Annotated in this window: 24 protein-coding genes and 1 pseudogene; 9 read left to right on the forward strand and 16 right to left on the reverse strand. The window is 70.4% G+C overall.

Features of this window, described 5'->3' with window-relative positions; translation table 11 throughout:
• Nucleotides 1–10: 10 nt before the first annotated feature.
• Entirely contained in the window at nucleotides 11–994 is a 984-nt protein-coding gene (gene trxB / locus JHW48_RS10045; protein ID WP_119886981.1) for a thioredoxin-disulfide reductase, read from the reverse strand.
• A 156-nt stretch (nucleotides 995–1150) separates the two neighbouring features.
• Between trxB and JHW48_RS10050 the strand changes: the two genes are divergently transcribed.
• Together JHW48_RS10050 and JHW48_RS10055 are read left to right on the forward strand one after the other, a co-directional pair.
• On the forward strand, nucleotides 1151–1651 hold the full coding sequence (locus JHW48_RS10050; RefSeq protein WP_119886982.1) for an Lrp/AsnC family transcriptional regulator: 501 nt from the start codon (nucleotides 1151–1153) through the stop codon (nucleotides 1649–1651).
• Between the two features lie 3 nt (nucleotides 1652–1654).
• Nucleotides 1655–2692 (forward strand): hypothetical protein, encoded by a 1038-nt coding sequence (locus tag JHW48_RS10055; RefSeq protein WP_119886983.1) that lies wholly within the window; start codon nucleotides 1655–1657, stop codon nucleotides 2690–2692.
• Here the strand turns inward: JHW48_RS10055 and pgeF are convergent.
• Genes pgeF through lgt form a run of 3 tightly spaced genes read right to left on the reverse strand, consistent with a single transcriptional unit; the run spans nucleotide 2659 to nucleotide 5343 of the window.
• Entirely contained in the window at nucleotides 2659–3423 is a 765-nt protein-coding gene (gene pgeF, locus JHW48_RS10060) for a peptidoglycan editing factor PgeF (protein ID WP_119886984.1), read from the reverse strand. The two genes, JHW48_RS10055 and pgeF, sit on opposite strands and share 34 nt — an antisense overlap.
• A complete protein-coding gene (locus JHW48_RS10065) occupies nucleotides 3407–4465 on the reverse strand; it encodes a class I SAM-dependent methyltransferase (protein WP_272835593.1) in 1059 nt (352 codons plus the stop codon). The genes pgeF and JHW48_RS10065 overlap by 17 nt, the downstream gene beginning before the upstream one ends.
• A complete protein-coding gene (gene lgt, locus JHW48_RS10070; RefSeq protein ID WP_119886193.1) occupies nucleotides 4462–5343 on the reverse strand; it encodes a prolipoprotein diacylglyceryl transferase in 882 nt (293 codons plus the stop codon). Before lgt ends, JHW48_RS10065 begins: the two co-directional genes overlap by 4 nt.
• A 118-nt stretch (nucleotides 5344–5461) precedes the next feature.
• On the opposite strand from lgt, the gene JHW48_RS10075 reads away from it, so the two are divergent.
• The gene (locus tag JHW48_RS10075) at nucleotides 5462–5719 is read left to right on the forward strand and encodes an accessory factor UbiK family protein (RefSeq protein WP_119886192.1); all 258 of its coding nucleotides are present in this window, start codon (nucleotides 5462–5464) and stop codon (nucleotides 5717–5719) included.
• On the opposite strand, the gene JHW48_RS10080 is transcribed toward JHW48_RS10075, so the two are convergent.
• Nucleotides 5710–6021, reverse strand: coding sequence for a DUF6476 family protein (locus tag JHW48_RS10080; RefSeq protein ID WP_119886191.1), 312 nt, complete (start codon nucleotides 6019–6021; stop codon nucleotides 5710–5712). The genes JHW48_RS10075 and JHW48_RS10080 overlap by 10 nt on opposite strands.
• On the opposite strand from JHW48_RS10080, the gene JHW48_RS10085 reads away from it, so the two are divergent.
• The 3 genes from JHW48_RS10085 to JHW48_RS10095 all read left to right on the forward strand — a co-directional run bounded on the left by JHW48_RS10085 (nucleotide 6020) and on the right by JHW48_RS10095 (nucleotide 9155).
• Complete coding sequence (locus JHW48_RS10085) at nucleotides 6020–7042, forward strand: RluA family pseudouridine synthase (RefSeq protein ID WP_119886190.1); 1023 nt, start codon at nucleotides 6020–6022, stop codon at nucleotides 7040–7042. The genes JHW48_RS10080 and JHW48_RS10085 overlap by 2 nt on opposite strands.
• Nucleotides 7043–7163: 121 nt before the next feature.
• Nucleotides 7164–8072: an RNA polymerase sigma factor RpoH gene (rpoH, locus tag JHW48_RS10090; protein ID WP_119886189.1), complete on the forward strand. Its 909-nt coding sequence runs from the start codon at nucleotides 7164–7166 to the stop codon at nucleotides 8070–8072.
• Between the two features lie 63 nt (nucleotides 8073–8135).
• Nucleotides 8136–9155 carry a hypothetical protein gene (locus JHW48_RS10095; RefSeq protein WP_119886188.1) on the forward strand — a complete coding sequence of 340 codons (1020 nt, stop codon included), beginning with the start codon at nucleotides 8136–8138 and terminating at the stop codon, nucleotides 9153–9155.
• 4 nt (nucleotides 9156–9159) lie between these two features.
• On the opposite strand, the gene JHW48_RS10100 is transcribed toward JHW48_RS10095, so the two are convergent.
• Nucleotides 9160–9921 carry an NAD kinase gene (locus JHW48_RS10100; RefSeq protein WP_119886187.1) on the reverse strand — a complete coding sequence of 254 codons (762 nt, stop codon included), beginning with the start codon at nucleotides 9919–9921 and terminating at the stop codon, nucleotides 9160–9162.
• A gap of 174 nt (nucleotides 9922–10095) precedes the next feature.
• On the opposite strand from JHW48_RS10100, the gene glyA reads away from it, so the two are divergent.
• Complete coding sequence (gene glyA, locus JHW48_RS10105; RefSeq protein ID WP_119886186.1) at nucleotides 10096–11391, forward strand: serine hydroxymethyltransferase; 1296 nt, start codon at nucleotides 10096–10098, stop codon at nucleotides 11389–11391.
• Between the two features lie 52 nt (nucleotides 11392–11443).
• On the opposite strand, the gene JHW48_RS10110 is transcribed toward glyA, so the two are convergent.
• Genes JHW48_RS10110 through JHW48_RS10140 form a run of 7 tightly spaced genes read right to left on the reverse strand, consistent with a single transcriptional unit; the run spans nucleotide 11444 to nucleotide 19803 of the window.
• Nucleotides 11444–12226 carry a crotonase/enoyl-CoA hydratase family protein gene (locus JHW48_RS10110; protein WP_119886185.1) on the reverse strand — a complete coding sequence of 261 codons (783 nt, stop codon included), beginning with the start codon at nucleotides 12224–12226 and terminating at the stop codon, nucleotides 11444–11446.
• Nucleotides 12219–13082: a hydroxymethylglutaryl-CoA lyase gene (locus JHW48_RS10115; protein WP_119886184.1), complete on the reverse strand. Its 864-nt coding sequence runs from the start codon at nucleotides 13080–13082 to the stop codon at nucleotides 12219–12221. Before JHW48_RS10115 ends, JHW48_RS10110 begins: the two co-directional genes overlap by 8 nt.
• Complete coding sequence (locus JHW48_RS10120; RefSeq protein WP_119886183.1) at nucleotides 13075–15000, reverse strand: acetyl/propionyl/methylcrotonyl-CoA carboxylase subunit alpha; 1926 nt, start codon at nucleotides 14998–15000, stop codon at nucleotides 13075–13077. Before JHW48_RS10120 ends, JHW48_RS10115 begins: the two co-directional genes overlap by 8 nt.
• Nucleotides 15001–15010: 10 nt before the next feature.
• Nucleotides 15011–16615 (reverse strand): carboxyl transferase domain-containing protein, encoded by a 1605-nt coding sequence (locus JHW48_RS10125; RefSeq protein ID WP_119886182.1) that lies wholly within the window; start codon nucleotides 16613–16615, stop codon nucleotides 15011–15013.
• Nucleotides 16612–18159, reverse strand: coding sequence for an AMP-binding protein (locus JHW48_RS10130; RefSeq protein ID WP_119886181.1), 1548 nt, complete (start codon nucleotides 18157–18159; stop codon nucleotides 16612–16614). The genes JHW48_RS10125 and JHW48_RS10130 overlap by 4 nt, the downstream gene beginning before the upstream one ends.
• Before the next feature lies 1 nt (nucleotide 18160).
• Nucleotides 18161–18643, reverse strand: a complete 483-nt coding sequence (locus JHW48_RS10135) for a lysozyme inhibitor LprI family protein (protein WP_119886180.1) — start codon at nucleotides 18641–18643, stop codon at nucleotides 18161–18163.
• Nucleotides 18643–19803: an isovaleryl-CoA dehydrogenase gene (locus tag JHW48_RS10140; protein WP_119886179.1), complete on the reverse strand. Its 1161-nt coding sequence runs from the start codon at nucleotides 19801–19803 to the stop codon at nucleotides 18643–18645. The genes JHW48_RS10135 and JHW48_RS10140 overlap by 1 nt, the downstream gene beginning before the upstream one ends.
• 162 nt (nucleotides 19804–19965) lie before the next feature.
• Between JHW48_RS10140 and JHW48_RS10145 the strand changes: the two genes are divergently transcribed.
• Together JHW48_RS10145 and cbiB are read left to right on the forward strand one after the other, a co-directional pair.
• Nucleotides 19966–20502, forward strand: a complete 537-nt coding sequence (locus JHW48_RS10145; RefSeq protein ID WP_119886196.1) for a histidine phosphatase family protein — start codon at nucleotides 19966–19968, stop codon at nucleotides 20500–20502.
• A complete protein-coding gene (gene cbiB, locus JHW48_RS10150) occupies nucleotides 20502–21407 on the forward strand; it encodes an adenosylcobinamide-phosphate synthase CbiB (protein WP_119886178.1) in 906 nt (301 codons plus the stop codon). The genes JHW48_RS10145 and cbiB overlap by 1 nt, the downstream gene beginning before the upstream one ends.
• A 4-nt stretch (nucleotides 21408–21411) precedes the next feature.
• Here cbiB and JHW48_RS10155 read toward each other — a convergent pair whose 3' ends face one another.
• The 3 genes and pseudogenes from JHW48_RS10155 to JHW48_RS10165 all read right to left on the reverse strand — a co-directional run.
• Nucleotides 21412–22188 (reverse strand): transglutaminase-like domain-containing protein, encoded by a 777-nt coding sequence (locus tag JHW48_RS10155; protein WP_119886177.1) that lies wholly within the window; start codon nucleotides 22186–22188, stop codon nucleotides 21412–21414.
• Nucleotides 22189–22277: 89 nt separating this feature from the next.
• Nucleotides 22278–22670, reverse strand: coding sequence for an ATP-binding protein (locus tag JHW48_RS10160; RefSeq protein ID WP_272835854.1), 393 nt, complete (start codon nucleotides 22668–22670; stop codon nucleotides 22278–22280).
• Nucleotides 22659–23351, reverse strand: a pseudogene (locus JHW48_RS10165) (PAS domain-containing protein); the annotation flags it as partial. The gene JHW48_RS10160 and the pseudogene JHW48_RS10165, both read right to left, overlap by 12 nt.
• Nucleotides 23352–23396 lie beyond the last annotated feature (45 nt).

Genomic DNA, 23396 nt, shown 5'->3' on the forward strand with positions numbered 1-23396 from the left:
ATGCGCGATTTTACGAAACCGCGGCGACCAGGCCCTCGGGGGCGACCGTGACCTCGCCCTGTGCCGCCAGGAAATGCTCGGCATCCAGCGCCGCCATGCAGCCCATGCCGGCGCTGGTGATCGCTTGGCGATAGATGTGGTCGGTCAGGTCGCCCGCCGCGAATACGCCGGGGATCGAGGTGCGGGTGCTGCCCGGCTCGACCTTGACATAGCCGCCATTGTGCAGCTCCAGCTGGTCCTTGACCAGTTCGCTGGCCGGCGCATGGCCGATCGCGACAAAGACCCCGTCGGCGGCGATCCGGCGCGTCTGGCCGCTGGTCACGTCGCGCAGCACGGCGCCGTCGACGCCCATCGGCGTGTCCACGCCCGTCACCTCGGCCAGTTCGTGGTTCCAGATCACCTCGACCTTGGGATGGGCGAACAGGCGGTTCTGCAGGATCTTTTCCGCCCGCAGACTGTCGCGGCGATGGACCAGCGTGACCTTGCTGGCGAAACGCGTCAAAAACAGCGCCTCCTCGACCGCGGTATTGCCGCCGCCGATCACCACCACCTCGCGGTTGCGATAGAAGAACCCGTCGCAGGTCGCGCAGGCGCTGACGCCGAAGCCCTTGAACTTCTCCTCGGACGGCAGGCCCAGCCAGCGCGCCTGCGCGCCGGTCGCCAGGATCACCGCATCCGCCGTCACCACCCGCCCGCTGTCGCAGGTGGCGGTGAAGGGCCGCTGGCCCAGGTCCAGCGCGGTCACCAGGTCGGTGACGATCTCGGCGCCCATGGCGCGGGCGTGCTCCTCCATCTTGACCATCAGCTCGGGGCCCTGGATCTCGGTCTCGCCGGGCCAGTTCTCGACCTCGGTCGTGATGGTCAGCTGGCCGCCCGGCTGCATGCCCTGGATCAGCATCGGCTCCAGCATGGCGCGCGCGGAATAGACGGCGGCGGTGTAGCCGGCCGGGCCGGAGCCCACGATCAAAACTTTCACATGGCTGCGTTCGGTCATCTTGCGCCCCTTTCGCGGTTTGTGCATGAGGTAGTCCCTCGCGCGCGGGACTGCAACGCATCCGCGCCCCTTCGCGGCGCAGATAAGATTGTTGCGCCGGACGGGGCGGCATTGTAGTTTCCGGCAACGCCAAGACCTGACAAAAGAAAGACATCCATGGCCGGCGCCAGACTCGACGACATCGACCGCAAGATCCTGGCCGAATTGCAGGCCAATGGCCGGATGACCAATGTCGAACTGGCGCGCCGCGTCGGGATCTCGGCGCCGCCCTGCCTGCGCCGCGTCCGCACCCTGGAGGAGCTGGGCTATATCCGCGGCTATCACGCCGATATCGACGCCCGCGAGCTGGGATTCGAGGTGCAGGTCTTTGCCATGGTGCGCCTGGCCCAGCAATCCGAACGCGACCTGTCGGCCTTCGAGGCACTGGTCCAGGAATGGCCGCTGGTGCGCGAATGCCACATGCTGAACGGCGAGATCGACTTCATCCTGAAATGCATCTCGCCGGACCTGTCGACCTTCCAGCGGTTTCTGACCAACAGCCTGACGGCGGCGCCGAACGTGGCCTCGGTCAAGACCTCGCTGGTGATCCGCGGCGCCAAGGACCTGCCCGCCGTCCCCTTTGAGGTGGTCGAGGAACGGGTCCGCGAAGCCTGCTGACCCATGCGCGCGCTGGCCCGTCTGGCGCTGCTGGCCTGGGCGGTGGCGACGCTGCTGGCAGCGGGCTGGGCGCTGTCGCAACACCCTTTCGCGGCGCCCCTGACCGAACGCGGCCTGTCCGAGGCCCGCGCCGCGCTGATCCGCGCCACGGCGGCCCAGGCCAGCCCCGACTGGCTGATCCCCCGGATCGAGGCGGCACTGCAGGCCGATGACCACCCCATGCTGCAGGTCCTGTCCGACCTGGCGCGGGATCAGGGCACGGTCCTGCCCGCCGCGCTGGACGCCCGGCTGCGCGAGGCCCTGTCACCCGGCGCGTGGCGGATGATGGGCGATTGCGGGGCCTGCATGATGGATGTGACGCAATGCCCCAGCCTGACGCTGGTGGCCGCCTGCACCCTGCCCTTCGAGCTGTCGCCCGCGGGCGATGCGGCGGCCCTGATGCGCCAAGGCCATGCCTGGGCCGCGGGCGGCGATCCCGACGGGATCGAGGCCGCGCTGGCGACCCTGGGCCTGGCCGCCACCGCGGGCACCTTGGCCACGGCGGGCCAGAGCCTGCATCTGAAGACCGCCGCCACCACCCTGCGCGTCGCCCGCCGTGCCGATGCGCTCAGCCCCGGCATGTCGCGCGCGCTGGTCCGGGCGGCGCGGGGTCCCGACCCGGCGCGCGCCTTGGGCGGCATCGCGGGCGATCTGCAGCGGATCGCGGGGCGGACCTCGCCCGCCGAGGTTCTGCCCATCCTCCGCCTGGCCGACGACCCCGCGCAGCTGCGCGCCTTGGCGCGGCTGAGCGACGCCGCGGGCCCCGACACGACGCGCGTGCTGACCGTGCTGGGCAAGGCCCGTGCGCTGCGGCTGATGCACCGGCTGACCGACATGGCGATGCTGGCGGCGGGGCTGATCGCGCTGGTCATCGGGCAGGTGGCGGCGCTGATCGGGGCCGCGGCGCAGATGGCGCTGCGCCGCGCGCTGCGGCCCGCGCCGGTGCGCAGGGTGCCGCCGCCCCTGCGCTACAACGCGACGGCGCTGATCAGCCGCCCGTAATCGGCCTGCCCCTCATGCGTGGCGCGGCGATAGCTGAAGAAGCGGTCCGGGTCGGCATAGGTGCAATGGCGCGACCATTCGGCCTCGACCCCCGCCGCGCGCAGCCGCATCAGCCCATAGGAGGGCAGGTCGAACATCGGCCGCCCCGCCGGACCCCCGGCGAAGAAACGGTCGTTCGCATCGTCATCGGCCAGGAATTCATCCATGAATTCCTCGCTGACCTCGTAATTCGCCTGGCTGATGGTGGGGCCGATCACCGCCCGGATATGCGTGGCGCCTTGGGCGCGCATGGCGGCAACGGTGGCCTCGATCACGCCGCCGATGGCGCCGCGCCAGCCCGCGTGACAGGCCCCCACGACGCCCGCCTCGGCATCGGCCAGCAGGATGGGCTGGCAATCGGCGGTCAGCACGGCCAGCGCCACGTCGCGCCGGGCGGTGACGATGGCATCGGCGCGGATCTCCTTGACGCGGTCGATCGCGTCGCCGGGGTCCAGCGTGACCACATCGGCGGAATGGACCTGCTTGACCGTCGCCAGCAGCCCCGCATCCACCCCCATCGCGGCGGCGACGCGGGCGCGGTTGACCAGGACAATCTCGCTCTGATCGGTGGAGCGGCGGCCGCAGTTCAGCCCCGCGAACAGGCCCGAGGACGCCCCGCCCTTGCGGGTGAAGAAGCCGTGCTTGACGGGCGACAGCAGCGGATGGGTCAGGATCTCAAGCGTTGTCTGCATGGGCCTCCAGCGGTTCGAAACCGGGGACCGGGGGCGCACCCCGCGGCCATATCGCGATGACCTTGAACAAATGTCCCATTTCCTGCGGATCGGTCAAGCGCCGAAGCGCGGCCATCGCCCCGCCATCCCCCGCCGCCGCCAGCCGCGCCGCCCGTTCCCCCGCGCCGAGCGACAGAAGCCACCCTCCCTGCGTGACCGGTCGCGACACTGCCGCCCCCGCCCGCAGCGCCGCCGCGGCCAAGGGCGCGAAATCCACATGCGCCGTCAGGTCGGCCTGGCCGGGATGGGCCAGGGGATCATCGGGCCGGTGATCGCGCAGCGCCTGGAACGTGTCGCCATAGCCGTTCCAGCCGCCGTAATCGACCAGGATCGCCGCCCCCCCATGCGCCGCGATGCGGGCCGCGACCGCATGGACGAAGGCCGCGCCCTCGGGGCATTCCTCGACGATGTCGCCCGGCCTGCCGGGGCGGTCCAGCGGCACGACCGGCCCCAGGCCGAAGGTCAGGCCCTGCGCGTCCAGCCCCACCTGCCGTTCGCGCCAGCCGTCCTCGCCGCGGTGGAACTGACGGATCGGCAGGGCGTCGATGAACTCATTCGCAATCATGAACAAGGGGATGGCCGGCATATCCTCGACGCGCTCGAGGTGCTGGACACCGGGCACGCGGTCGCGCTGGACGGCGCGCAGATGGGGGGATGCCTCGATCATCAGGCTGCGCGCGGCATCGGCCATGCCGGGGACGCGAGCGATGGTGCGGCGGATGTCGGCCATCAGCGTACCGCGCCCGGGGCCAGGCTCCAGCAGGGCGACATCCCCGGGGCGGCCTTGGTCGATCCAGGCCTGGGCCAGGGCCAGGCCGCAGATCTCGCCGAAGATCTGGTGGATCTCGGGCGCGGTGATGAAATCGCCGCCCGCGCCGAAGGGATCGCGGGTCGCATAATAGCCGTGGCGGCTGTCCAACAGGCAGATGCGCATGTATTCGGCCAGGCTGATGCGCCCTGTGGCGCGGATCCGCGCCGCGATCAGCCGCGTCAGCGGCGTCACGGGGCGACGGGCGGCCGCGACCGGGCGCGCCAGATCAGCGCCAGCCCGATCACCACCATCGGCAGCGACAGGACCTGCCCCATGGTCAGCCCGATCACCGGGCCGCCGATCACATGGCCGAGCGGGTTCTCGGGCGTGATGAACTGGAAATCGGCGACGCGGAACAGCTCGACGAACATCCGCGCCAGGCCATAGCCCGCCAGGAAGATCCCGAAGGCCAGGCCCGGACGGCGCAAACCCCCGCCCCGCACCACCGCCAGCAGGATCAGGCCCAGCAGCAACCCCTCCAGCCCGGCCTCGTAGAGCTGGCTGGGATGACGCGCGCAGGGGCCCGCGACGCCGGGGCAGAACTGGGCGGCCTCGCCCGGAAAGACCACGCCCCAAGGCAGGTCGGTGGGGCGGCCCCACAGCTCGGCATTGATGAAATTGGCGATGCGGCCGAAGAAGATCCCGATCGGCGCCACCACGGCCATCGCATCGGCCAGGCGCAGCACCGGCACGCCTTGGCGGCGCGCCCAGGCCCATGTCGCCAGGATCACGCCCGCGAAACCGCCGTGAAAGCTCATCCCGCCCTGCCAGACCTGCAGGATCTGGCCCGGATTGGCCAGGTAGTATCCCGGCTCGTAGAACAGCACGAAGCCTAAGCGCCCGCCCAGGATCACCCCCAGGATGACCCAGGTCAGCAGGTCGTCGACGCGTTCGGGGCGGGTGGGCGGCGTGCCGCCCCAGATCGCCGGGCGGCGCATCATCAGCACGATCAGCCGCCAGCCCAGGATCAGGCCCGCCAGATAGGCCAGCGCATACCACCGCAGCGACAGCGAGAACCCCCCGAGGTTCAGCGTGAAGATCTCGGGCGAGATGTCGGGAAAGGAGATCATGGGGCCTCGGGTCTGGATGTGGCGGGCACGCTAGTCACCAAGCGCGCGGTGTCAACATTGAACCCGGACGCCGCCCGGACCATATAGGATGCGACCCAAGGACAAGAGGCCTAGCGCGATGACCACCCAGAACCGTTTCTTCGACGACATGTCCAAGCTGATGACCAATGCGATGGGCGTGGCCCAAGGCGCCCGCACCGAGGCCGAGACCGCCATGAAGGGCTGGATCGACCGCTGGCTGGCCGATCGCGATTTCGTCACCCGCGAGGAATTCGAGGCCGTGCGCGAGATGGCCATCAAGGCCCGCACCGAAAATGCCGAGCTGAAGGCACGGCTGGACGCGATCGACACCGCCGCCAAGCCCGATCAGGGCTGAAGCACCACCTGCCCCACCAGCCCCCCCGCGCGGTCATAGACCAAGACGGCGTCATCGGCGGTCAGGACCACGATCCGGTCCGCCGAAAACGTCACTGCGCGGGCCTCGGCCCCTTGCGGCAGGGCGATGGTTTCGGGCAGATCGGGCAGCGGCGGCTGGTTCAGCCGCAGCCACAGCATCGCCACCACCGCCACCATCCCCAGGCCCATCACCAGGCTGAGCCCCGTCACCAGCGCCTTCAGAAAGCGCAGTTCGGGGACGGCTTTCGCGGCCTCCTTCCAGTCGGTATCATCCCCCGCCATGTCGATCCTTTCCGTGACCATCCCGGCGAACCCGCCCGACCGGCTTGATAAGGCGCTTGCGCTGGCGGTGCCAGAGGATGCGGCCCTGTCGCGGTCGCGCCTGGCGCGGCTGATCGCCGAAGGGGCGGTCACTGGGCCGGACGGCCCCGCTACCGACGTCAAGGCCCGCGTGGCCGAGGGTCAGGAATACCGCATCACCTTGGCGCCCCCCGAACCCGTCGAGACCCGCGCCGAGGCGATCACCTTGGTCATCGCGCATGAGGATGATGACCTGATCGTGATCGACAAGCCCGCCGGCATGGTCGTCCACCCCGCCCCGGGCAGCCCGTCGGGCACGCTGGTCAATGCGCTGCTGGCCCATTGCGGCGATTCGCTGTCAGGCATCGGGGGCGAGCGTCGTCCCGGCATCGTGCATCGGATCGACAAGGACACCTCGGGCCTGCTGGTCGTGGCGAAATCCGACCGCGCCCATCACGGCCTGGCCGCCCAGTTCGAGGCCCACAGCGCGCGCCGCCGCTATCTGGCGCTGGCGCATGGGGTGATCGACGCGGCCGATCCGCGGCTGCGCGGCACCCCCGGCGTCACCTTCGAGGAAGGCGCCACCCTGCGCATCGCCACCCATCTGGGCCGCCACCCGACCGACCGCCAGAAACAGGCGGTGCTGCCCCAAGGCCGCCATGCCGTGACCCGCGCGCGGCTGGTGGAACGCTTTGGCCGCCCGCCCGCCGCGATGCTGGTCGAATGCCGGTTGGAGACCGGGCGCACGCATCAGATCCGCGTGCACATGGCCCATTGCGGGCTGGGGCTGATCGGCGACCCGGTCTATGGCGGCGCGCGTCGGGCATCGGTGCGGGCGCTCGGGGCGGCGGCGGATGCGGCGCGGGCCTTTCCGCGTCAGGCGCTGCATGCGGCGCATCTGGGCTTCGTCCATCCGGTCAGCGGCCTGGACCTGTCCTTCGACAGCCCCCTGCCACCCGACATGCAGGGCCTTCTGGACCTGATGCGCGCCGCACCATCGTGACGCCCGCCTCTTGACGCGAATGTGAGCGCTTCCCACTTAGGGATGTTCCCCCGCCGCGGCATCCTGTCCGGAACCCCGCGACGAAAGGCGGCGTTGGGAGGTCTCTGCGAAAGGTGTGGTCATGGCGTCCTATGGAAATCTTCCCGCTCCCAGTCCCGAACAGGGTCTGAACCGGTATCTGCAGGAGATCCGCAAGTTCCCCCTGCTGGAGCCGGAACAGGAATACATGCTGGCCAAGGCCTGGGCCGACCACGAGGACAGCGAGGCCGCGCATCAGCTGGTCACCAGCCACCTGCGCCTGGCTGCCAAGATCGCCATGGGTTATCGCGGCTATGGCCTGCCCCAGGCCGAGGTCATCAGCGAGGCGAATGTCGGCCTGATGCAGGCGGTCAAGCGCTTCGACCCCGAGCGGGGCTTCCGTCTGGCGACCTATGCGATGTGGTGGATCCGCGCCTCGATCCAGGAATACATCCTGCGGTCCTGGTCGCTGGTCAAGATGGGCACCACCAGCGCGCAGAAAAAGCTGTTCTTCAACCTGCGCAAGGCCAAATCCAAGATCGGCGCGTTGGAGGAGGGCGATCTGCGCCCCGAGAACGTCGCCCAGATCGCCACCGAGCTGAACGTCACCCAGCAGGAGGTGATCGACATGAACCGCCGCCTGTCGGGCGGCGATGCCTCGCTGAATGCGCAGGTCGGGTCCGGCGATGGCGACAGCGCGGCACAGTGGCAGGACTGGCTGGAGGATACCGATGCCAACCAGGCCGAAAGCTATGCCGAATCCGAGGAGCTGGACACCCGCCGCCGCATGCTGGTCAGCGCCATGGACGTGCTGAACGACCGCGAGAAGGACATCCTGATGGAGCGCCGCCTGCGCGACGACCCGATGACGCTGGAGGATCTGTCCAGCCGTTACGGCGTGTCGCGCGAACGCATCCGCCAGATCGAGGTGCGCGCGTTCGAAAAGCTGCAGGACCGGATGCGGGCCTTGGCGCGCGAAAAGGGCATGTCCATCGCCGAAACGGCCGATTGACCCTGCGGCTCAGGGGCTTATGGTCGGGCCAGCCCCCCGATCACCCCGGAACCGACCTGCGCCATGACTGCCCTGACCGAATTCCAGCGCCTCGAGGCGCAGGGCTCGTGGCGCGAGACCCCTGATGCCCGCGCGCGCGAGGTCATCGTGTCGGTGGGCGAGGCGACGCTGACCCTGATGGACCCGACCTCGGACAGGCCCTTGTCGCATTGGTCCCTGCCCGCCGTCGCCCGGCTGAACCCGGGTCGCCTGCCCGCGATCTATACCCCAAGCGCATCGGCCCCCGACGAGACGGTCGAGATCGACGACCCCCTGATGATCGAGGCGATCGAGCGCGTGCAGCGCGCCATCGCCACCCATCGCAAGGCCCCCGGCCGTCTGCGCGGGGTGGTGACGGTTCTGGCGGCGCTGGCAATGCTGGCGGCCTTGGTCGTCTGGCTGCCCGATGCGCTGATCCGGCACGCGGCCTCGATCGCGCCGCCCGCCCAGGCCCGTGCGATCGGCCATGCCATCCTGACCGACATGGAACGCAGCGCCGGCCCCGTCTGCCGCCGCAATTCCGGCCAGCAGGTGCTGGACTGGATCACGCCGCGTCTGCTGGGCGATGATGCGATGGTCCAGGTCGTGCCCGGCCCCCTGAACGGCGCGCTGCGCCTGCCGGGCGGGCTGTTCGTGCTGGGCCATGACCTGCTGGCGGCATCGCCCGGCCCCGAGGCCGGGGCGGGCCATCTGATCGCCGCATCGCTGGCGGTCGAGGATCGGCAGGTGACGCTGGACGCGCTGCGCCATGCGGGGCTGATGGCGTCGCTGCGGCTGATGACCTTGGGCACCCTGCCCCGCGAGGCGATGGCGGGTTTCGGCGAGGCGATGCTGGCCCAACCCAATCCGCGCCCCGACCTGGCCCTGATCCCCGCGGCCTTCGCGCAGCGCGGCCTGTCCACCGAACCCTATGCGCGCAGCATGGACCCGACCGGCGCGACCCTGATGCCGCTGATCGAGGCCGATCCGATGCGCGGCGCGCCCATGCGCGACATGCTGACCGACGCGCAATGGCTGGCGCTGCAGCAGATCTGCGCAGGCTGATCCGTCAGACGAACTGTTCGCGCAGCAGGCGCTCGTCCAGCCCATGCCCCGGATCGAACAGCAGGCGGTGGCTGATGTCGCAGGCGCTGCGGATCTCGACCCGGGTGACGTGGCGGACGGACCGGCTGTCGGCATCGGCCATGACGGGGCGGCGTTCGGGGTTCAGCACCTCGACCACCACCTCGGCATCCTTGGGCAGCAGCGCGCCGCGCCAGCGACGCGGGCGAAAGGGCGCGATGGCGGTCAGGGCCAGCACCTCGGATCCGATCGGCAGGATCGGCCCATGCGCGGAATAGTTGTAGGCGGTCGATCCCGCAGGGGTGGAAACCAGCGCCCCGTCGCAGACCAACTCCTCCATCCGCAGGCGGCCATCGACATGGATGCGCAGCTTGGCGGCCTGCGGGCCCTCGCGCAGCAGGCTGACCTCGTTGATGGCCAAGGCCTCGTGGCAGGTCTGGTCGGCGCAGGTGGCGCGCATGCGCAGCGGGTTGATCGTGGTCTCCTCGGCCAAGGACAGGCGGTCGGGCAGGTCATCCTCGGCATAGGCGTTCATCAAAAACCCCACCGTGCCGCGGTTCATGCCATAGACCGGCACCCCGCGCCCCCGCGTCGCATGCAGCGTCTGCAGCATGAACCCGTCGCCGCCAAGCGCGACCACCACATCGGCCCGCGCCGCATCGGCCTGGCCATAGCGGTCGATCAGCCGCGCCAGCGCCAGGCGGGCGGGTTCGGCATGGCTGGCGGTGAAATGCACGTTGGGCGTCATCGCGCCTGTCTCCCCTGATCGGCCCGCACCATCACGCGGGGCCGCGCCGATGACAAGCCCCGCGGGTCGCATGCCGCACCCCGGCGGTCGTTTTGTCACTTTCCGCATCCCGGACGTTGCGTTAGAAGGGCCCCCATCCGCAGCCGCCCCAGTCATGAAAAGGACGCGAGACCGATGAACGCCCCCACCCGCGACAATGGTTTCTTCACCGAGGATCTGGCCAGCCGTGACCCCGACATCGCCCGCGCCATCACCCAGGAACTGGGCCGCCAGCGCGACGAGATCGAGCTGATCGCATCCGAAAACATCGTCAGCCGCGCCGTGATGGAGGCGCAGGGCTCGGTCCTGACCAACAAATATGCCGAAGGCTATCCGGGCAAGCGCTATTACGGCGGCTGCCAGTATGTTGACATCGCCGAGACCCTGGCGATCGAGCGCGCCAAGGAGCTGTTCGGCTGCGAATATGCCAATGTCCAGCCCAACAGCGGCAGCCAGATGAACCAGGCCGTGTTCCTGGCCCTGCTGCAGCCCGGCGACACGTTCATGGGGCTGGACCTGAATTCCGGCGGCCACCTGACCCACGGATCGCCCGTCAACATGTCGGGCAAGTGGTTCAACGTGGTCAGCTATGGCGTGCGCCAGCAGGACCAGCAGCTGGACATGGAGGCGATCGCCGAAAGCGCCCGCCAGAACAAGCCCAAGCTGATCATCGCGGGCGGCACCGCCTACAGCCGCACCTGGGACTGGGCCGCCTTCCGCGCCATCGCGGACGAGGTCGGCGCCTATCTGATGGTCGACATGGCCCATATCGCCGGGCTGGTCGCGGGCGGGGCGCATCCCTCGCCGGTGCCGCATGCGCATGTGGTCACCTCGACCACGCATAAATCGCTGCGCGGACCGCGGGGCGGTCTGATCCTGACCAATGACGCCGAGATCGCCAAGAAGGTGAACAGCGCCGTCTTCCCCGGCCTGCAGGGCGGCCCCTTGATGCATGTGATCGCCGCCAAGGCCGTGGCCTTCGGCGAGGCGCTGCGCCCGGAATTCAAGACCTATGCCCAGCAGGTGGTCAAGAACGCCCAGGCCATGGCGGATGAGCTGATGAAGGGCGGCATCGACATCGTCTCGGGCGGCACCGACAACCATCTGTGCCTGGCCGACCTGCGCCCCAAGAAGGTGACCGGCAAGGCGACCGAGGCCGCCTTGGGCCGCGCTCATATCACCTGCAACAAGAACGGCGTGCCTTTCGACCCCGAAAAGCCCTTCGTGACCTCGGGCATCCGCTTGGGCGCCCCCGCCGGCACCACCCGCGGCTTCGCCGAGGCCGAGTTCCGCCAGATCGCCCGCTGGATCGTCGAGGTCGTGGACGGCCTGGCCGCCCATGGCGAGGACGGCAATGCCGAGATCGAGGCCCGCGTCGCGGCCGAGGTCAAGGAGCTCTGCGCGCGCTACCCGCTCTATCAGGGGATGTGATCGCAAGGCGATCGGTCCGGGGGCCCGCCGCGCATTCCGCGGCGGGCCTTTTTCATGCCTGCCAAGCGGGCTTGCGGCGGTCGAAGAAGGCGGCGATGCCTTCCGGCGCCTCGGTGCCTTCCCAGACCGCGACCAAGCGGTCGATGCTGTCCTCGATCACATCGCGGTCAATGCGCGGCCCGAGCGCGCGGCACTGGGCCTTGGCGGCGGCCACCGCGCCGGGGGCGGCCTGCAGAAAGGGCGCGACCTCGGCCTCGACGGCGGCGTCCAAGGCATCCGGGGTGGTGACACGGGCCACCAGGTTCAGCGCCTGCGCCTCGGCCGCATCGAAGAGGCGCGCGGAAAAGAACACCCGCCGGGCCGCAGGCTCGCCCATGCGGGCCAGGACATAGGGGCCGATCGTCGCCGGGATCAGCCCGAGCCGCACCTCGGTCAGCCCGAACCGCGCCTGGTCCGCGGCGATGACGATATCGCTGACCGCCATCATCCCCACCCCGCCGCCAAAGGCATTGCCCTGGACCCGCGCGATGACCGGCTTGGGGATCAGGTTCAGCGCCGACAGCATGCCGGCCAGCGCCCGCGCGCCCTCGCGGCGGGTGGCCTCGTCAGCCTGCATCTGCTGGCGCATCCAGCCCAGATCGCCGCCCGCGCAGAAGCTGGCGCCCTCGGCCGCCAGGATCACCACGCGCACGCGGGGATCCGCGCCCAGATCGGCGGCGGCCTGGGTCAGCTCGTCCATCATCGGGCGCGACAGGGCGTTGTGCTTGTCGGCGCGGGCCAGCCACAGGGTGGCCACGCCGCGGTCATCGGTGTCGATGCGGATCGTCTCAGGCATCGGGACGCTTTCTGAGGCTGCGGGCGAAATCGGCGGCCCGGCGGATGGCGGCCCTGTCCAGGCCGTGGTCATAGCCCCGGGCGGCCAGATGGTCGGCCAAGGCCTCGGTCGCGACATTGCCCGCAGCGCCGGGCGCATAGGGACAGCCCCCCAGCCCCCCCACCGCCGCGTCGAAGACCCGCAGCCCGCGCGCCAGGCTGGCATCGACATTGGCCAGCGCCCGCCCGGCCGTGTCGTGGTAATGCCCGGCCAGCCGGTCGGCGGGCAGCTCCTCCAGCACGGCGGCCAGCATCGCGTCTATGGCCTCCGGGCGGGCCTGGCCGATCGTGTCGCCCAAACTGATCTGGTCGCAGCCCATGTCGCGCAGGGCGGCGGCGACGCGGGCCACCGCATCGGGCGGGGTCGGCCCGTCGAAGGGGCAATCCGTCACCACGCTGACATAGCCGCGCAGGCCAACCCCGTCGGCCCGCGCCTGCGCCGCGACGGGTTCCATCCGCGTCAGGCTGTCGGCGATCGAGGCGTTCAGGTTCGCCCGGCTGAACCCTTCCGAGGCGCTGGCAAAGACCGCCACCATGTCCGCCCCCGCCGCCCGCGCCGCGTGATAGCCGCGCAGGTTCGGCGTCAGCGCCGCATAGCGGACGCCCGCCCGCCGCGCGATCCCGGCCATGACCTGCGCGCCGTCGGCCATCTGCGGCACCCAGGCCGCGGGGACGAAGCTGGTCACCTCGATATGCGCGAAGCCCGCGGCCGACAGCATGTCGACCAGCGCGATCTTGTCGGCGGCGGGGATCAGCCGCGCCTCGTTCTGCAGCCCGTCGCGGGGGCCCATCTCGAAAATCTCGACCCGCTCAGCCATCCTCGGGCTCCAGCCGGATCAGGGGGGCGCCGGCCTCGACCTGATCGCCCGCGGCCACCAGCACCTCGGCCACGACGCCGTCGCGCAGCGCGGTCAGGGCATGTTCCATCTTCATCGCCTCCAGCACGGCCAGGCGGTCGCCGGCGCGCACGGCCTGGCCCGCGGCCACGTCCACCGCGCGCACCAGCCCCGGCATGGGCGACCGCGTCAGCCCGTCGCCGCCGCCATCCGCGCCTTGGCGGTCCAAGGGGTCCAGCGCGGTCAGATGCACGACCCGCCCGCCGAAGACGCTGATCCCCGCATCATGCGCCACGATCCGGTCGCGGCAGAGATCGCCATCCACCCACCAGCGCCCGCCCTGCCAGCGGACCTCGTGCGGGCGGTCCAGCGTGACGCGGGCGGCGCCGGGGCCCAGAACCTCCAGCAGGGCCTGGCCACCATCCCATGTCACGGTCCGGCGCAGCGGCTGCCACAGGGTCACGCCCCCGCGCCTGCCCGGATCGGCCAGACCGGCCAGGCCGATCACCCCCAGCACCATGGCCCGGGCATCGCCATCGGGCTGGGCCAGCAGGGCATTCATGTCGCGGGCGATCAGGCCGGTATCGACATCGCCGCGCCTAAAGCCCGGATGGCGGGCCAAGGCGATCAGGAAGTCGATATTGGTGACCGACCCCGCGACCTCGGTATCGACCAGCGCGCGTTCCAGCGCCTGCAGCGCCACGGCGCGGGTCGGGCCATGCGTCACCACCTTGGCGATCATCGGATCATACCAGGGGCTGATCACGTCGCCGGGCCGCACCCCTGTCTCGATCCGCGCGGCATCGGGAAAGCGCAGATGCGCCAGCCGCCCCGTGGCAGGCAGGAACCCCGCCGGCACGTCCTCGGCATAGAGCCGCGCCTCGAAGGCATGGCCGGTGACCGTGATCTCCTCCTGTCGGGCGGGCAGGGATTCGCCGCTGGCCACGCGCAGCTGCCATTCGACCAGGTCGATGCCGGTGATCGCCTCGGTCACGGGGTGTTCCACCTGCAGGCGGGTGTTCATCTCCATGAACCAGAAGCCGTCGGGGCGCAGGCCGTCGGCGCCGTCCACGATGAATTCGATCGTGCCTGCCCCGGCATAGCCGATCGCCTCGGCGGCGCGCACGGCGGCGTCGCCCATGGCGCGGCGGACCTCCGGCGTCATGCCGGGGGCCGGGGCCTCCTCGATCACCTTCTGGTGGCGGCGCTGCAGCGAACAGTCGCGTTCGTAGAGATGCACGGCGCGGCTGCCGTCGCCGAAGACCTGCATCTCGATATGGCGGGGCTGGAGGATGTATTTCTCGATCAGCACGGCGGGGTTGCCGAAGGCGCCCTGCGCCTCGGCCCGCGCGCTGTTCAGCGCCTCGGCAAAGCGGGCGGGGTCGTCGACGCGCCGCATCCCCTTGCCGCCGCCGCCCGCCACGGCCTTGATCAGCACCGGATAGCCGATCCGCGCGGCCTGATCCGCCAGATGGCCCGGGTCCTGATCCGTGCCGTGATAGCCCGGCACGACCGGCACGCCCGCCTGTTCCATCAGCGCCTTGGCGGCATCCTTCAGCCCCATCGCCCGGATCGCATCGGCCGAGGGGCCGATGAAGACCAGCCCCGCCGCGGTGACGGCATCGACGAAATCCGGGTTCTCGGACAGAAAGCCATAGCCCGGATGGATCGCCTGCGCCCCCGTGGCGCGCGCCGCCGCGATGACCCGGTCGCCGCGCAGATAGCTGTCGGCGGGGGCCGGGCCGCCCAGATGCACCGCCTCGTCGGCCATCTCGACATGGCGGGCGGCGCGGTCGGCATCGGAATAGACGGCGACCGTCGCCACCCCCATCCGGCGGCAGGTGTCGATGACGCGGCAGGCGATCTCGCCGCGATTGGCGATCAGGATCTTGTCGAACATGGCGTTCCCCTCACATCCGGAACAGGCCGAAGCGCGTCGGCTCGATGGGCGCATTCAGGCTGGCGCGCAGGGACAGGGCCAGCACCTCGCGCGACAGGCGCGGATCCACGATCCCGTCATCCCAGAGCCGCGCCGAGGCATAGAGCGGGTGGCTCTGCCGTTCGAACATCTCGATGGTGGGGCGCTTGAATTCGGCCTCCTCCTCGGCCGACCATTGGCCGCCCGCGCGTTCGATCCCGTCGCGGCGCACCGTGGCCAGCACGCCCGCCGCCTGTTCGCCGCCCATGACGCTGATCCGGCTGTTGGGCCAGGTCCACAGGAAGCGGGGGCTGTAGGCCCGGCCCGACATGCCGTAATTGCCCGCGCCGAAGCTGCCGCCGACCAGCATGGTGATCTTGGGCACATTGGTGGTGGCCACCGCCGTGACCATCTTGGCGCCGTGCCGCGCGATGCCTTCGTTTTCATATTTGCGGCCGACCATGAAGCCGGTGATGTTCTGCAGGAAGACCAGCGGGATGCCGCGCTGGCTGCACAGTTCGATGAAATGCGCGCCCTTCTGCGCGGCCTCGGAAAACAGCACGCCATTATTGGCGACGATGCCCACGGGGCAGCCCTCGACATGGGCAAAGCCCGTCACCAGCGTCTCGCCGAAGCGCGCCTTGAACTCGTCGAAGCGCGATCCGTCGACGATCCGGGCGATCACCTCGCGGATGTCATAGGGGGTGCGCAGATCGGCGGGCACGACGCCCAGGATCTCGGCCGGATCGTAGGCGGGGGGTTCGGGCGATTGCCACAGCACTGTGTCGGGCATGCGCCGGTTCAGATGGCTGACGGCGCGGCGCGCCATGGCCAGGGCATGGGCGTCATCCTCGGCCAGGTAATCGGCCACGCCGGACAGGCGGGTATGCACGTCGCCGCCGCCCAGATCCTCGGCGGTGACGACCTCGCCCGTCGCGGCCTTGACCAAGGGGGGACCGGCCAGAAAGATCGTGCCCTGCCCGCGCACGATGATGGTCACATCCGACATGGCGGGCACATAGGCCCCGCCGGCGGTGCAGGATCCCATGACCACGGCGATCTGAGGGATGCCCTTGGCCGACATCCGCGCCTGGTTGAAGAAGATGCGCCCGAAATGGTCGCGGTCGGGGAACACCTCGTCTTGGTTGGGCAGGTTCGCGCCGCCGCTATCGACCAGATAGAGGCAGGGCAGATGGCATTCCTCGGCGATCTCCTGCGCGCGCAGGTGTTTCTTGACCGTCATTGGGTAATAGGTGCCGCCCTTGACCGTCGCGTCATTGGCCACGACCATCACCTGCTGGCCATGGACAAGGCCCACGCCCGCGATCACCCCCGCCGCAGGGGCCGCGCCGTCATACATGCCATGCGCGGCGGTCGCGCCCACCTCCAGGAAGGGCGAGCCGGGATCCAGCAGGTTCGCCACCCGTTCGCGCGGGGGCATCTTGCCGCGGCTGGTGTGACGTTCCAACGCCTTGGGGCCGCCCCCGGCGGCGGCGGCCTGGGCGGCCTCGCGCACCTGGTCCAGCATGGCCAGATGGGCCTCGCGATTGGCGCGGAAGGCGTCCGAGGAGGGTAGCGCGGCAGAGCTCAGTTTCATCGGGCGGTCTCCTCGGCCAAGGCCAGTTGTCGCAATTCGCGCCGCATCACCTTGCCGGTGACGGTCAGGGGCAGCGCGTCCAGAAAGGCGATCTCTCGCGGATAGGAATGGGCGGCGCAGAGCCGTCGGGCATGGTCCTGCAACTCAGCGGCCAGCGCGTCCGAGGGCGCATGGCCCGCGCGCAGGACGACATAGGCCTTGACGATCTCGGTCCGGATCGGGTCGGGCTTGCCGATCACCCCCGCCTGCGCGACGGCGGGATGGCGCAGCAGGCAATCCTCGATCTCCGACGGGCCGATGCGGTAACCGGCGGATGTGATCACGTCGTCGTCGCGGCCCTTGAAGCGGATGTATCCGTCCTGGATCACGCCCCGGTCCCCGGTCACCATCCAGTCGCCGCGGAACTTGGCCGCCGTCGCATCAGCGTTCCGCCAATAGCCCAGCATCATCGACCCCGCGCCGCGACGGATGGCGATGTCGCCCTCGGCATCCGTGGGTTGGCCCGCATCGTCGATCACGGCCACGTCGAATCCGGGCACGGCCTTGCCGATGGCACCGGGGCGCGGCGGAAACATCGCCGAGGCCGAGGATGCGACCATGTTGCATTCCGTCTGGCCGTAGAATTCGTTGATGGTCAGCCCGAAGGCCTCGCGCCCCCAATCCAGCATCGGCGCGCCGAGCGTCTCGCCCCCGGATGCGACGCTGCGCAGCCCCGGCAGGGTGACCCCCGCGGCCTTCAGCATCTTCAGCGCGGTCGGCGGAAAGAAGACGTTGCGGATGGCGCAATCCGCGATCAGCCGGGCCACGGCATCCGGGTCGAATTTCGGCATCCGGGCGGCCACGACCGGCACCCCGAGCGCCAGCCCCGGCATCGCCACATCGAACAGCCCGCCAATCCAGGCCCAGTCCGCGGGCGTCCAGATCACGTCGCCGGGCTGGCCCAGCAGGTCATGCGACATCTCGACCCCGGGCAGGTGGCCGGTCAGCATCCGGTGCCCGTGCAGCGCGCCCTTGGGCGCCCCCGTCGTGCCGGAGGTGTAGATGATCACCGCCGGATCCTCGGGGCCGGTGGGGCGCGTGGCGAAGGGGCCGGCATCGGCCAGGCCGTCCTCGGGGACGATCACGCGCAGATGGGGGAACGGGGCCAGCATGGCGCGCCCCTCCGGGTCGGTGATGACGGTCGTGACGCCCGCATCGGTCAGCCGCAGGTCCAGCGCGTCGGGCCCGAAGAGCTTGAACAGCGGCACCGAGATCGCCGCCGATTTCCACACCGCCAGATGCGCCGCCGCCGTCCAGGCCGATTGCGTCCGAAGCACCCCCACCCGGTCGCCCGCAGCCGCCCCGATCGCATGGGCCAGCCGGGCGGTCATCGCGGCCAGCGCGCCGAAGGTCACCGGCCGGGGCGCGCCGTCATGCTCGATGATCGCCACGCGGTCCGGCGCATGGGCCAGGCATTGATCGGCCATGTTCAGCCGGTCGGGCAAGGTCCAGCGGAAATCCCGGCGCAGCCGCGCATGGTCGGCGTGATGCAGCAGCCGCGCCATGTCACGGACCTTCGCGCAGATAGCCGTCCAGCAGCATCGCCTGCCGCGCGGTCAGGCTCAGCGCGCATTCCGCATAGGCCGGGCCCGCCCCGGTGCCACCGCCCCAACGCGACGCCTCGTAGCTGCAGGAGGCGTCGCGTAACGCGATCCAGGCGCGCTGCATGTCGCGCAGGGCCGGGCGCTGCTGCGGGGCCTGGTATCCCAAGCGGTCCTGTTCCGCATCCGCGGCATCCGCCTGTTCGCCGACGCGGCCATAGGCCTCGTTCAGGCGCGCGTCCCAGAAATCCAGCTCCTGCCCCAGGCAATAGCTCATGCCATAGGTCGATGACCCGCCCGGCCCCTCCATGCAGGCGGCGGCGGCCAGGCCCGGGCAGTCCTGGCCATCCTCCTCCAGGCAGGCCAGGACCGGGGCGGGATCGAAAGGCGGCGGATCCTGCGCCCAGGCCGGGGCCGCCATCAGCGCCAAGGCCAGCAGCGCGCGCATCAGACCAGGCCCACCAGCTCGCGCCCGATCAGCATGCGCCGGATCTCGCTGGTGCCGGCGCCGATCTCCATCAACTTGGCGTCGCGGAACAGGCGGCTGACGGCGCTGTCGTTCAGGAAACCTGCCCCGCCCATGGCCTGGACGGCCTGATGGGCCTGCACCATCGCCTGTTCGCTGGCATAGAGCACCGCCCCCGCCGCGTCCTGGCGCGTCACGCGGCCCGCATCGCAGGCCCGCGCGACCTCGTAGACATAGGCCCGCGCGGTGTTCAGCGCGACATACATGTCGGCGATCTTGGCCTGCATCAGCTGGAAGGACCCAATCGGCTGGCCGAACTGGCGGCGTTCGGCGACATAGGGCATCACCTCGTCCAGGCAGGCGGCCATGATGCCCGTGCCGATCCCCGACAGGACCACGCGTTCGTAATCCAGCCCCGACATCAGGACGCGCACGCCGCGCCCCTCCTCGCCGAGGACGTTCTCGAAGGGGATCTCGCAATTTTCGAAGATCAGCTCGCCCGTGTTCGACCCGCGCATCCCCAGCTTGTCGAAATGCGGGCTGGTCGAAAACCCCGCCATGCCGCGTTCGACGATGAAGGCCGTGATGCCCTTGGACCCCGCATCCGGGTCGGTCTTGGCATAGACGACCAGCGTCTGCGCGTCGGGCGCGTTGGTGATCCAGTATTTGCTGCCGTTCAGCACATAGCGGTCGTTCCGCTTCTCGGCCCGCAGCTTCATGCCGACGACATCGCTGCCCGCGCCCTCCTCGGACATGGCCAAGGCGCCGACCGCCTTGCCGCTGCACAGGTCGGGCAGGTATTTCGCGCGCTGTTCATCCGTGCCGTTCAGCTTGATCTGGTTCACGCAGAGATTCGAATGCGCCCCATAGGACAGGCTGATCGAGGCGCTGGCCCGCGCAATCTCCTCGGTGGCGATGACATGGGCCAGATAGCCCATGCCCGCGCCGCCGAACTCCTCGGCCACGGTGATGCCCAGCAGGCCCAGATCGCCCATCTCGGTCCAGAGCTGGTTGGGAAAGGCGTTGCTGCGGTCGGTTTCGGCGGCCAGGGGCGCGACGCGGTCCTGCGCCCACCGATGCACCATGTCGCGCAGCGCGTTCACGTCATCGCCCAGATCGAATTCCATGCCCTTCGAGAACATCGCGATCCCCCCTCCCCGGTTATTGAACGCTTGTTCATTTCAATATCTCAGCGGGCCATGCCGCGTCAAGAAGGCTGCGCGCCGCAGCCCCCTGCGTCAAGCGGCCTTGCGGCCATCCGCCGGGCGGGCCAATCAGGGGCGGTTGAACCCATGGGGGACGTGATGCGGCTGACCATCCTGCGCCATGCACCGATCATCGGCGACGGCCGCGTGGTGGGCCGGCGCGACCTGCCCGCCGATTGCACGGGCGCGGGGGCGCTGGCGCCGCACCTGCCCCGCGGTGCGCAGGTGCTGGTCAGCCCGGCGCTGCGCTGTCGCCAGACGGCGGCGGCCCTGTCACTGACACCCGACCGGGCGGAGCCCGCGCTGTGGGAACAGGACTTGGGCGCGTGGCAGGGCCTGCCCTTCGACCGCCTGCCCGATCTGGGGCCCCTGCCGCCCCAGGCCTTGGCCCGCCACCGGCCGGAGGGCGCCGAAAGCTTCGACGACATGGCGGCCCGGGTCGTCCCGTTGCTGCGCGGGCTGGATCGCGACACGCTGATCGTGGCCCATGCGGGCACCGTGCGCGCGGCGCTGTCGATGGTGGTGGGGCCCGCCGCGCTGGCCTTTTCGGTCGATCCGCTGTCGATGACCGTCCTGCGCCGCGCCGGGTCCGATTGGGCCGTCGAGGCGACCAACATCACCCTCGGGGCCGCCTGATGGCCGCGATCGCGCTGACGGCGCTGATCCTGGATGCGCTGATCGGCTGGCCCGCGGCCTGGTTCCGGCGCGTGGGCCACCCCGTCACCTGGGCCGGGCGGCTGATCGCGGCGCTGGACCGGGGGCTGAACCGGGGGGCCGCGCGCCGGGCCAAGGGGGCGATGACGGTGGTGCTGGTCCTGGCCGCGGCGGTGGTGCCCGCGGCCCTGCTGCAGGCCTGGCTGGGGCCGTGGGTGGCGGCAGTGCTGGCATGGCCTTTGGTCGCGGCGCGGTCGCTGGACCAGCATCTGCGCGCGGTTCTGGTCCCGCTGCGGGCGGGCGACATCGCGGGGGCGCGGGCGGCGACGGCGATGATCGTGGGGCGCGACCTGCGCCGCGCCGACGCCGCCGCCCTGTCCCGCGCCAGCCTGGAGAGCCTGGCCGAGAATGCCAGCGACGGCATCATCGCACCGCTGTTCTGGGCGGCGGTGGGCGGGCTGCCGGGGATTGCGGCCTACAAGGCGATCAACACGATGGATTCGATGATCGGCCACCGCACCCCGCGCCATGCAGATTTCGGCATGGTCGCGGCGCGGCTGGACGATGCGGCCAACCTGATCCCGGCGCGGCTGACGGCGGGGCTGATCGCGCTGGCATCGGGGCGGCGGGCGGCCTGGACGGTGGCCTGGCGCGATGCGGGGGCGCATCGGTCCCCCAATGCCGGCTGGCCCGAAGGCGCGATGGCGGGCGCGCTCGGCATCCGCCTGTCGGGGCCGCGCGTCTATGGCGACCGCGTCGCGGAGGAACCGTGGCTGAACGCCGGCGCGCCCGATCCCGGCCCGGCCGATCTGGCCCGCGGGATCGCGCTGATCCGGCGGGCGGTGGCGCTGGCCGGGCTGGGCCTGCTGGCCCTGGCCCTGATCTGAAAGGTCAGAGCGGCGTCACCTCGACCCGCTGCGTGACCAGCTCCGTGTCCGAGACGGTCGTCAGGAACGCAACGTCGGTCGCATCGCGGCCCACCGCCACCAGCGCCATCTGATCGGCCGTGGCCATGCCGGTCGGATCGACCAGGTGCCATTCATGGTTCAGATAGACCTGCGCCACGGCATGGAAATCCTGCGGATGGACCGGGGGCGCATAGACGCTGGCGATGCGCGCGGGGATCTGGGCCGCCCGGCACAGCGCGACCAGCAGATGCGCATAGTCGCGGCACACCCCCCGCCGGTCCAGGAAGGTGTCCGCCGCGGTCGTGTTGCCGTCGCTGGCGCCCGCCACATAGTCCAGGTTGCGCTCGACCCAATCGCGCATCTCGGCGACCAGGGCGCCGCCGGTCAGCCCCTCGAACCGCGATCCGGTGAAATGGGTGAACCGCTCGGCCTGGCAATAGCGCGAGGGCAGCAGATAGCGCAGCGCGTCGCCGGGCATGTCCTCCATCTCGGCGGCGCGCAGGCTGCGCAGATCGGGGCGCGGGCGCGTCACCTCGACCTCGGCCGAATAGCGGCAGGTCAGGCGTTCGGCCACGCGCAGGATCAGCCGCTCGCCGATGCCTTCCTCGGCGGGGACACGGGCCAGCTTCTGGGGGTTGCCCAGGTCGATGGTGGCGCGGTTCAGCACCTGGCCCTGCACGCCCGCGGCCTCGATCACCAGCAAGGCCGGACCGGGATTGCTCATGGCATAGTCCAGCGTCACGTCGATCTTCATCCGCATCGAATTCTCCTGTCGGGCTGAGGGAAGCGCGGTCGAGCGGTGCCCGCCGCCCGCGCCGATGTCAACGGGTCCCGCCGGGACCATGCGGGTCAGGCCGCGATGCCGTCATCCAGACGCAGCGTCACGTCGAACCGCGCGCCGCCTTCCGGACCCGCGCCGTGATCCAGCCGACCGTCCATCTGGCGGGCATAGATCAGGCAGATCTGCATCCCCAGCCCGCTGGAATGGTCGGGGTCGAACCCCTCGGGCTGGCCGGGGCCGTCATCGACCAGGCTCAGCCGCAGCTGGCGGCCCTGCTGTTCCAGCGTCAGCTCCATGCTGGGATGGTGGCCGGGATGGCCGTGCTTGGCGGCATTGCCGATCAGCTCGGCCAGGATCTGGCCGATCGCCGCCGCCTGCCCGGGCGAGACGCGGTGCCCCTCGTCCAGCCGGTCATGCGTGCTGACACGCACGTTCAGCGCCTGCGCCAGATCGGCGGCCAGCCCCGCGACATAGTCGCGCAGCGACAGGTCCCGCGCCCCGGGGTCCAGATAAAGCTGGTCATGCACCCGCGCCAGGGTCGCGATCCGGTTTGCCGCGTCCAGCAGCTGCGGCGCGCCCTAGCCCGTCGACTGCATCCGCGCCTGCATCCGCAACAGCCCGATCACCGAGGCGAAGCTGTTCTTCACCCGGTGGTCGATCTCGCCCATCAGCACCTTCTGGCGGGCGATGGCGGCGTCCTTCTTGGCGATCTCCTCCTCCAGCCGGGCGCGGGCCTCGGCCATGTCGGTCACGTCGCGCGACGAGGCGAGGATGCGGGTGACCGCGCCGGACCGGTCGCGGATGGGCGACACGGTCACATGCCACCAGCGGGGCGTGCCCTTGGCGGTGGGGCAGAAGGCCTCGAACCGGGTGACCTGGCCCTGACGGGCGGCCTCCAACGCGCCGTTCAGCAGGTGATGGGCGGCGGCGGGCCACAGCGCGGGCCAGGCGCGGCGGTCGACGGATGCGAAATCGTCGATCTCAATCGCGCAGAGGCCATTGCCGTTCATGAACCGCAGCTGGCCGTCCAGATCCAGGATCTTGATGCAGTCGGGCGAGGAATCCAGGACCGACAGGGCAAACCCGGCCTCGGCCCCGCCCAGCAGGTCGAGGGCACGGATGTTCGGATCGATGGCAACCATGGGTCAGGACGTTCCCGAAATCGGTGATGCTGCAATGCGGGCGAC

The sequence above is a fragment of the Paracoccus aestuarii genome, assembly GCF_028553885.1.
In the GTDB taxonomy this organism is placed as follows: Bacteria; Pseudomonadota; Alphaproteobacteria; order Rhodobacterales; family Rhodobacteraceae; genus Paracoccus; species Paracoccus aestuarii.

What these genes read in the sequence shown, in the direction of transcription:
- trxB (WP_119886981.1), bottom strand. Translation starts at nt 994, where the DNA reads ATGACCGAACGCAGCCATGTGAAAGTTTTGATCGTGGGCTCCGGCCCG.
- JHW48_RS10050 (WP_119886982.1), top strand. Translation starts at nt 1,151, where the DNA reads ATGGCCGGCGCCAGACTCGACGACATCGACCGCAAGATCCTGGCCGAA.
- JHW48_RS10055 (WP_119886983.1), top strand. Translation starts at nt 1,655, where the DNA reads ATGCGCGCGCTGGCCCGTCTGGCGCTGCTGGCCTGGGCGGTGGCGACG.
- pgeF (WP_119886984.1), bottom strand. Translation starts at nt 3,423, where the DNA reads ATGCAGACAACGCTTGAGATCCTGACCCATCCGCTGCTGTCGCCCGTC.
- lgt (WP_119886193.1), bottom strand. Translation starts at nt 5,343, where the DNA reads ATGATCTCCTTTCCCGACATCTCGCCCGAGATCTTCACGCTGAACCTC.
- JHW48_RS10075 (WP_119886192.1), top strand. Translation starts at nt 5,462, where the DNA reads ATGACCACCCAGAACCGTTTCTTCGACGACATGTCCAAGCTGATGACC.
- JHW48_RS10085 (WP_119886190.1), top strand. Translation starts at nt 6,020, where the DNA reads ATGTCGATCCTTTCCGTGACCATCCCGGCGAACCCGCCCGACCGGCTT.
- JHW48_RS10080 (WP_119886191.1), bottom strand. Translation starts at nt 6,021, where the DNA reads ATGGCGGGGGATGATACCGACTGGAAGGAGGCCGCGAAAGCCGTCCCC.
- rpoH (WP_119886189.1), top strand. Translation starts at nt 7,164, where the DNA reads ATGGCGTCCTATGGAAATCTTCCCGCTCCCAGTCCCGAACAGGGTCTG.
- JHW48_RS10095 (WP_119886188.1), top strand. Translation starts at nt 8,136, where the DNA reads ATGACTGCCCTGACCGAATTCCAGCGCCTCGAGGCGCAGGGCTCGTGG.
- JHW48_RS10100 (WP_119886187.1), bottom strand. Translation starts at nt 9,921, where the DNA reads ATGACGCCCAACGTGCATTTCACCGCCAGCCATGCCGAACCCGCCCGC.
- glyA (WP_119886186.1), top strand. Translation starts at nt 10,096, where the DNA reads ATGAACGCCCCCACCCGCGACAATGGTTTCTTCACCGAGGATCTGGCC.
- JHW48_RS10110 (WP_119886185.1), bottom strand. Translation starts at nt 12,226, where the DNA reads ATGCCTGAGACGATCCGCATCGACACCGATGACCGCGGCGTGGCCACC.
- JHW48_RS10115 (WP_119886184.1), bottom strand. Translation starts at nt 13,082, where the DNA reads ATGGCTGAGCGGGTCGAGATTTTCGAGATGGGCCCCCGCGACGGGCTG.
- JHW48_RS10120 (WP_119886183.1), bottom strand. Translation starts at nt 15,000, where the DNA reads ATGTTCGACAAGATCCTGATCGCCAATCGCGGCGAGATCGCCTGCCGC.
- JHW48_RS10125 (WP_119886182.1), bottom strand. Translation starts at nt 16,615, where the DNA reads ATGAAACTGAGCTCTGCCGCGCTACCCTCCTCGGACGCCTTCCGCGCC.
- JHW48_RS10130 (WP_119886181.1), bottom strand. Translation starts at nt 18,159, where the DNA reads ATGGCGCGGCTGCTGCATCACGCCGACCATGCGCGGCTGCGCCGGGAT.
- JHW48_RS10135 (WP_119886180.1), bottom strand. Translation starts at nt 18,643, where the DNA reads ATGCGCGCGCTGCTGGCCTTGGCGCTGATGGCGGCCCCGGCCTGGGCG.
- JHW48_RS10140 (WP_119886179.1), bottom strand. Translation starts at nt 19,803, where the DNA reads ATGTTCTCGAAGGGCATGGAATTCGATCTGGGCGATGACGTGAACGCG.
- JHW48_RS10145 (WP_119886196.1), top strand. Translation starts at nt 19,966, where the DNA reads ATGCGGCTGACCATCCTGCGCCATGCACCGATCATCGGCGACGGCCGC.
- cbiB (WP_119886178.1), top strand. Translation starts at nt 20,502, where the DNA reads ATGGCCGCGATCGCGCTGACGGCGCTGATCCTGGATGCGCTGATCGGC.
- JHW48_RS10155 (WP_119886177.1), bottom strand. Translation starts at nt 22,188, where the DNA reads ATGCGGATGAAGATCGACGTGACGCTGGACTATGCCATGAGCAATCCC.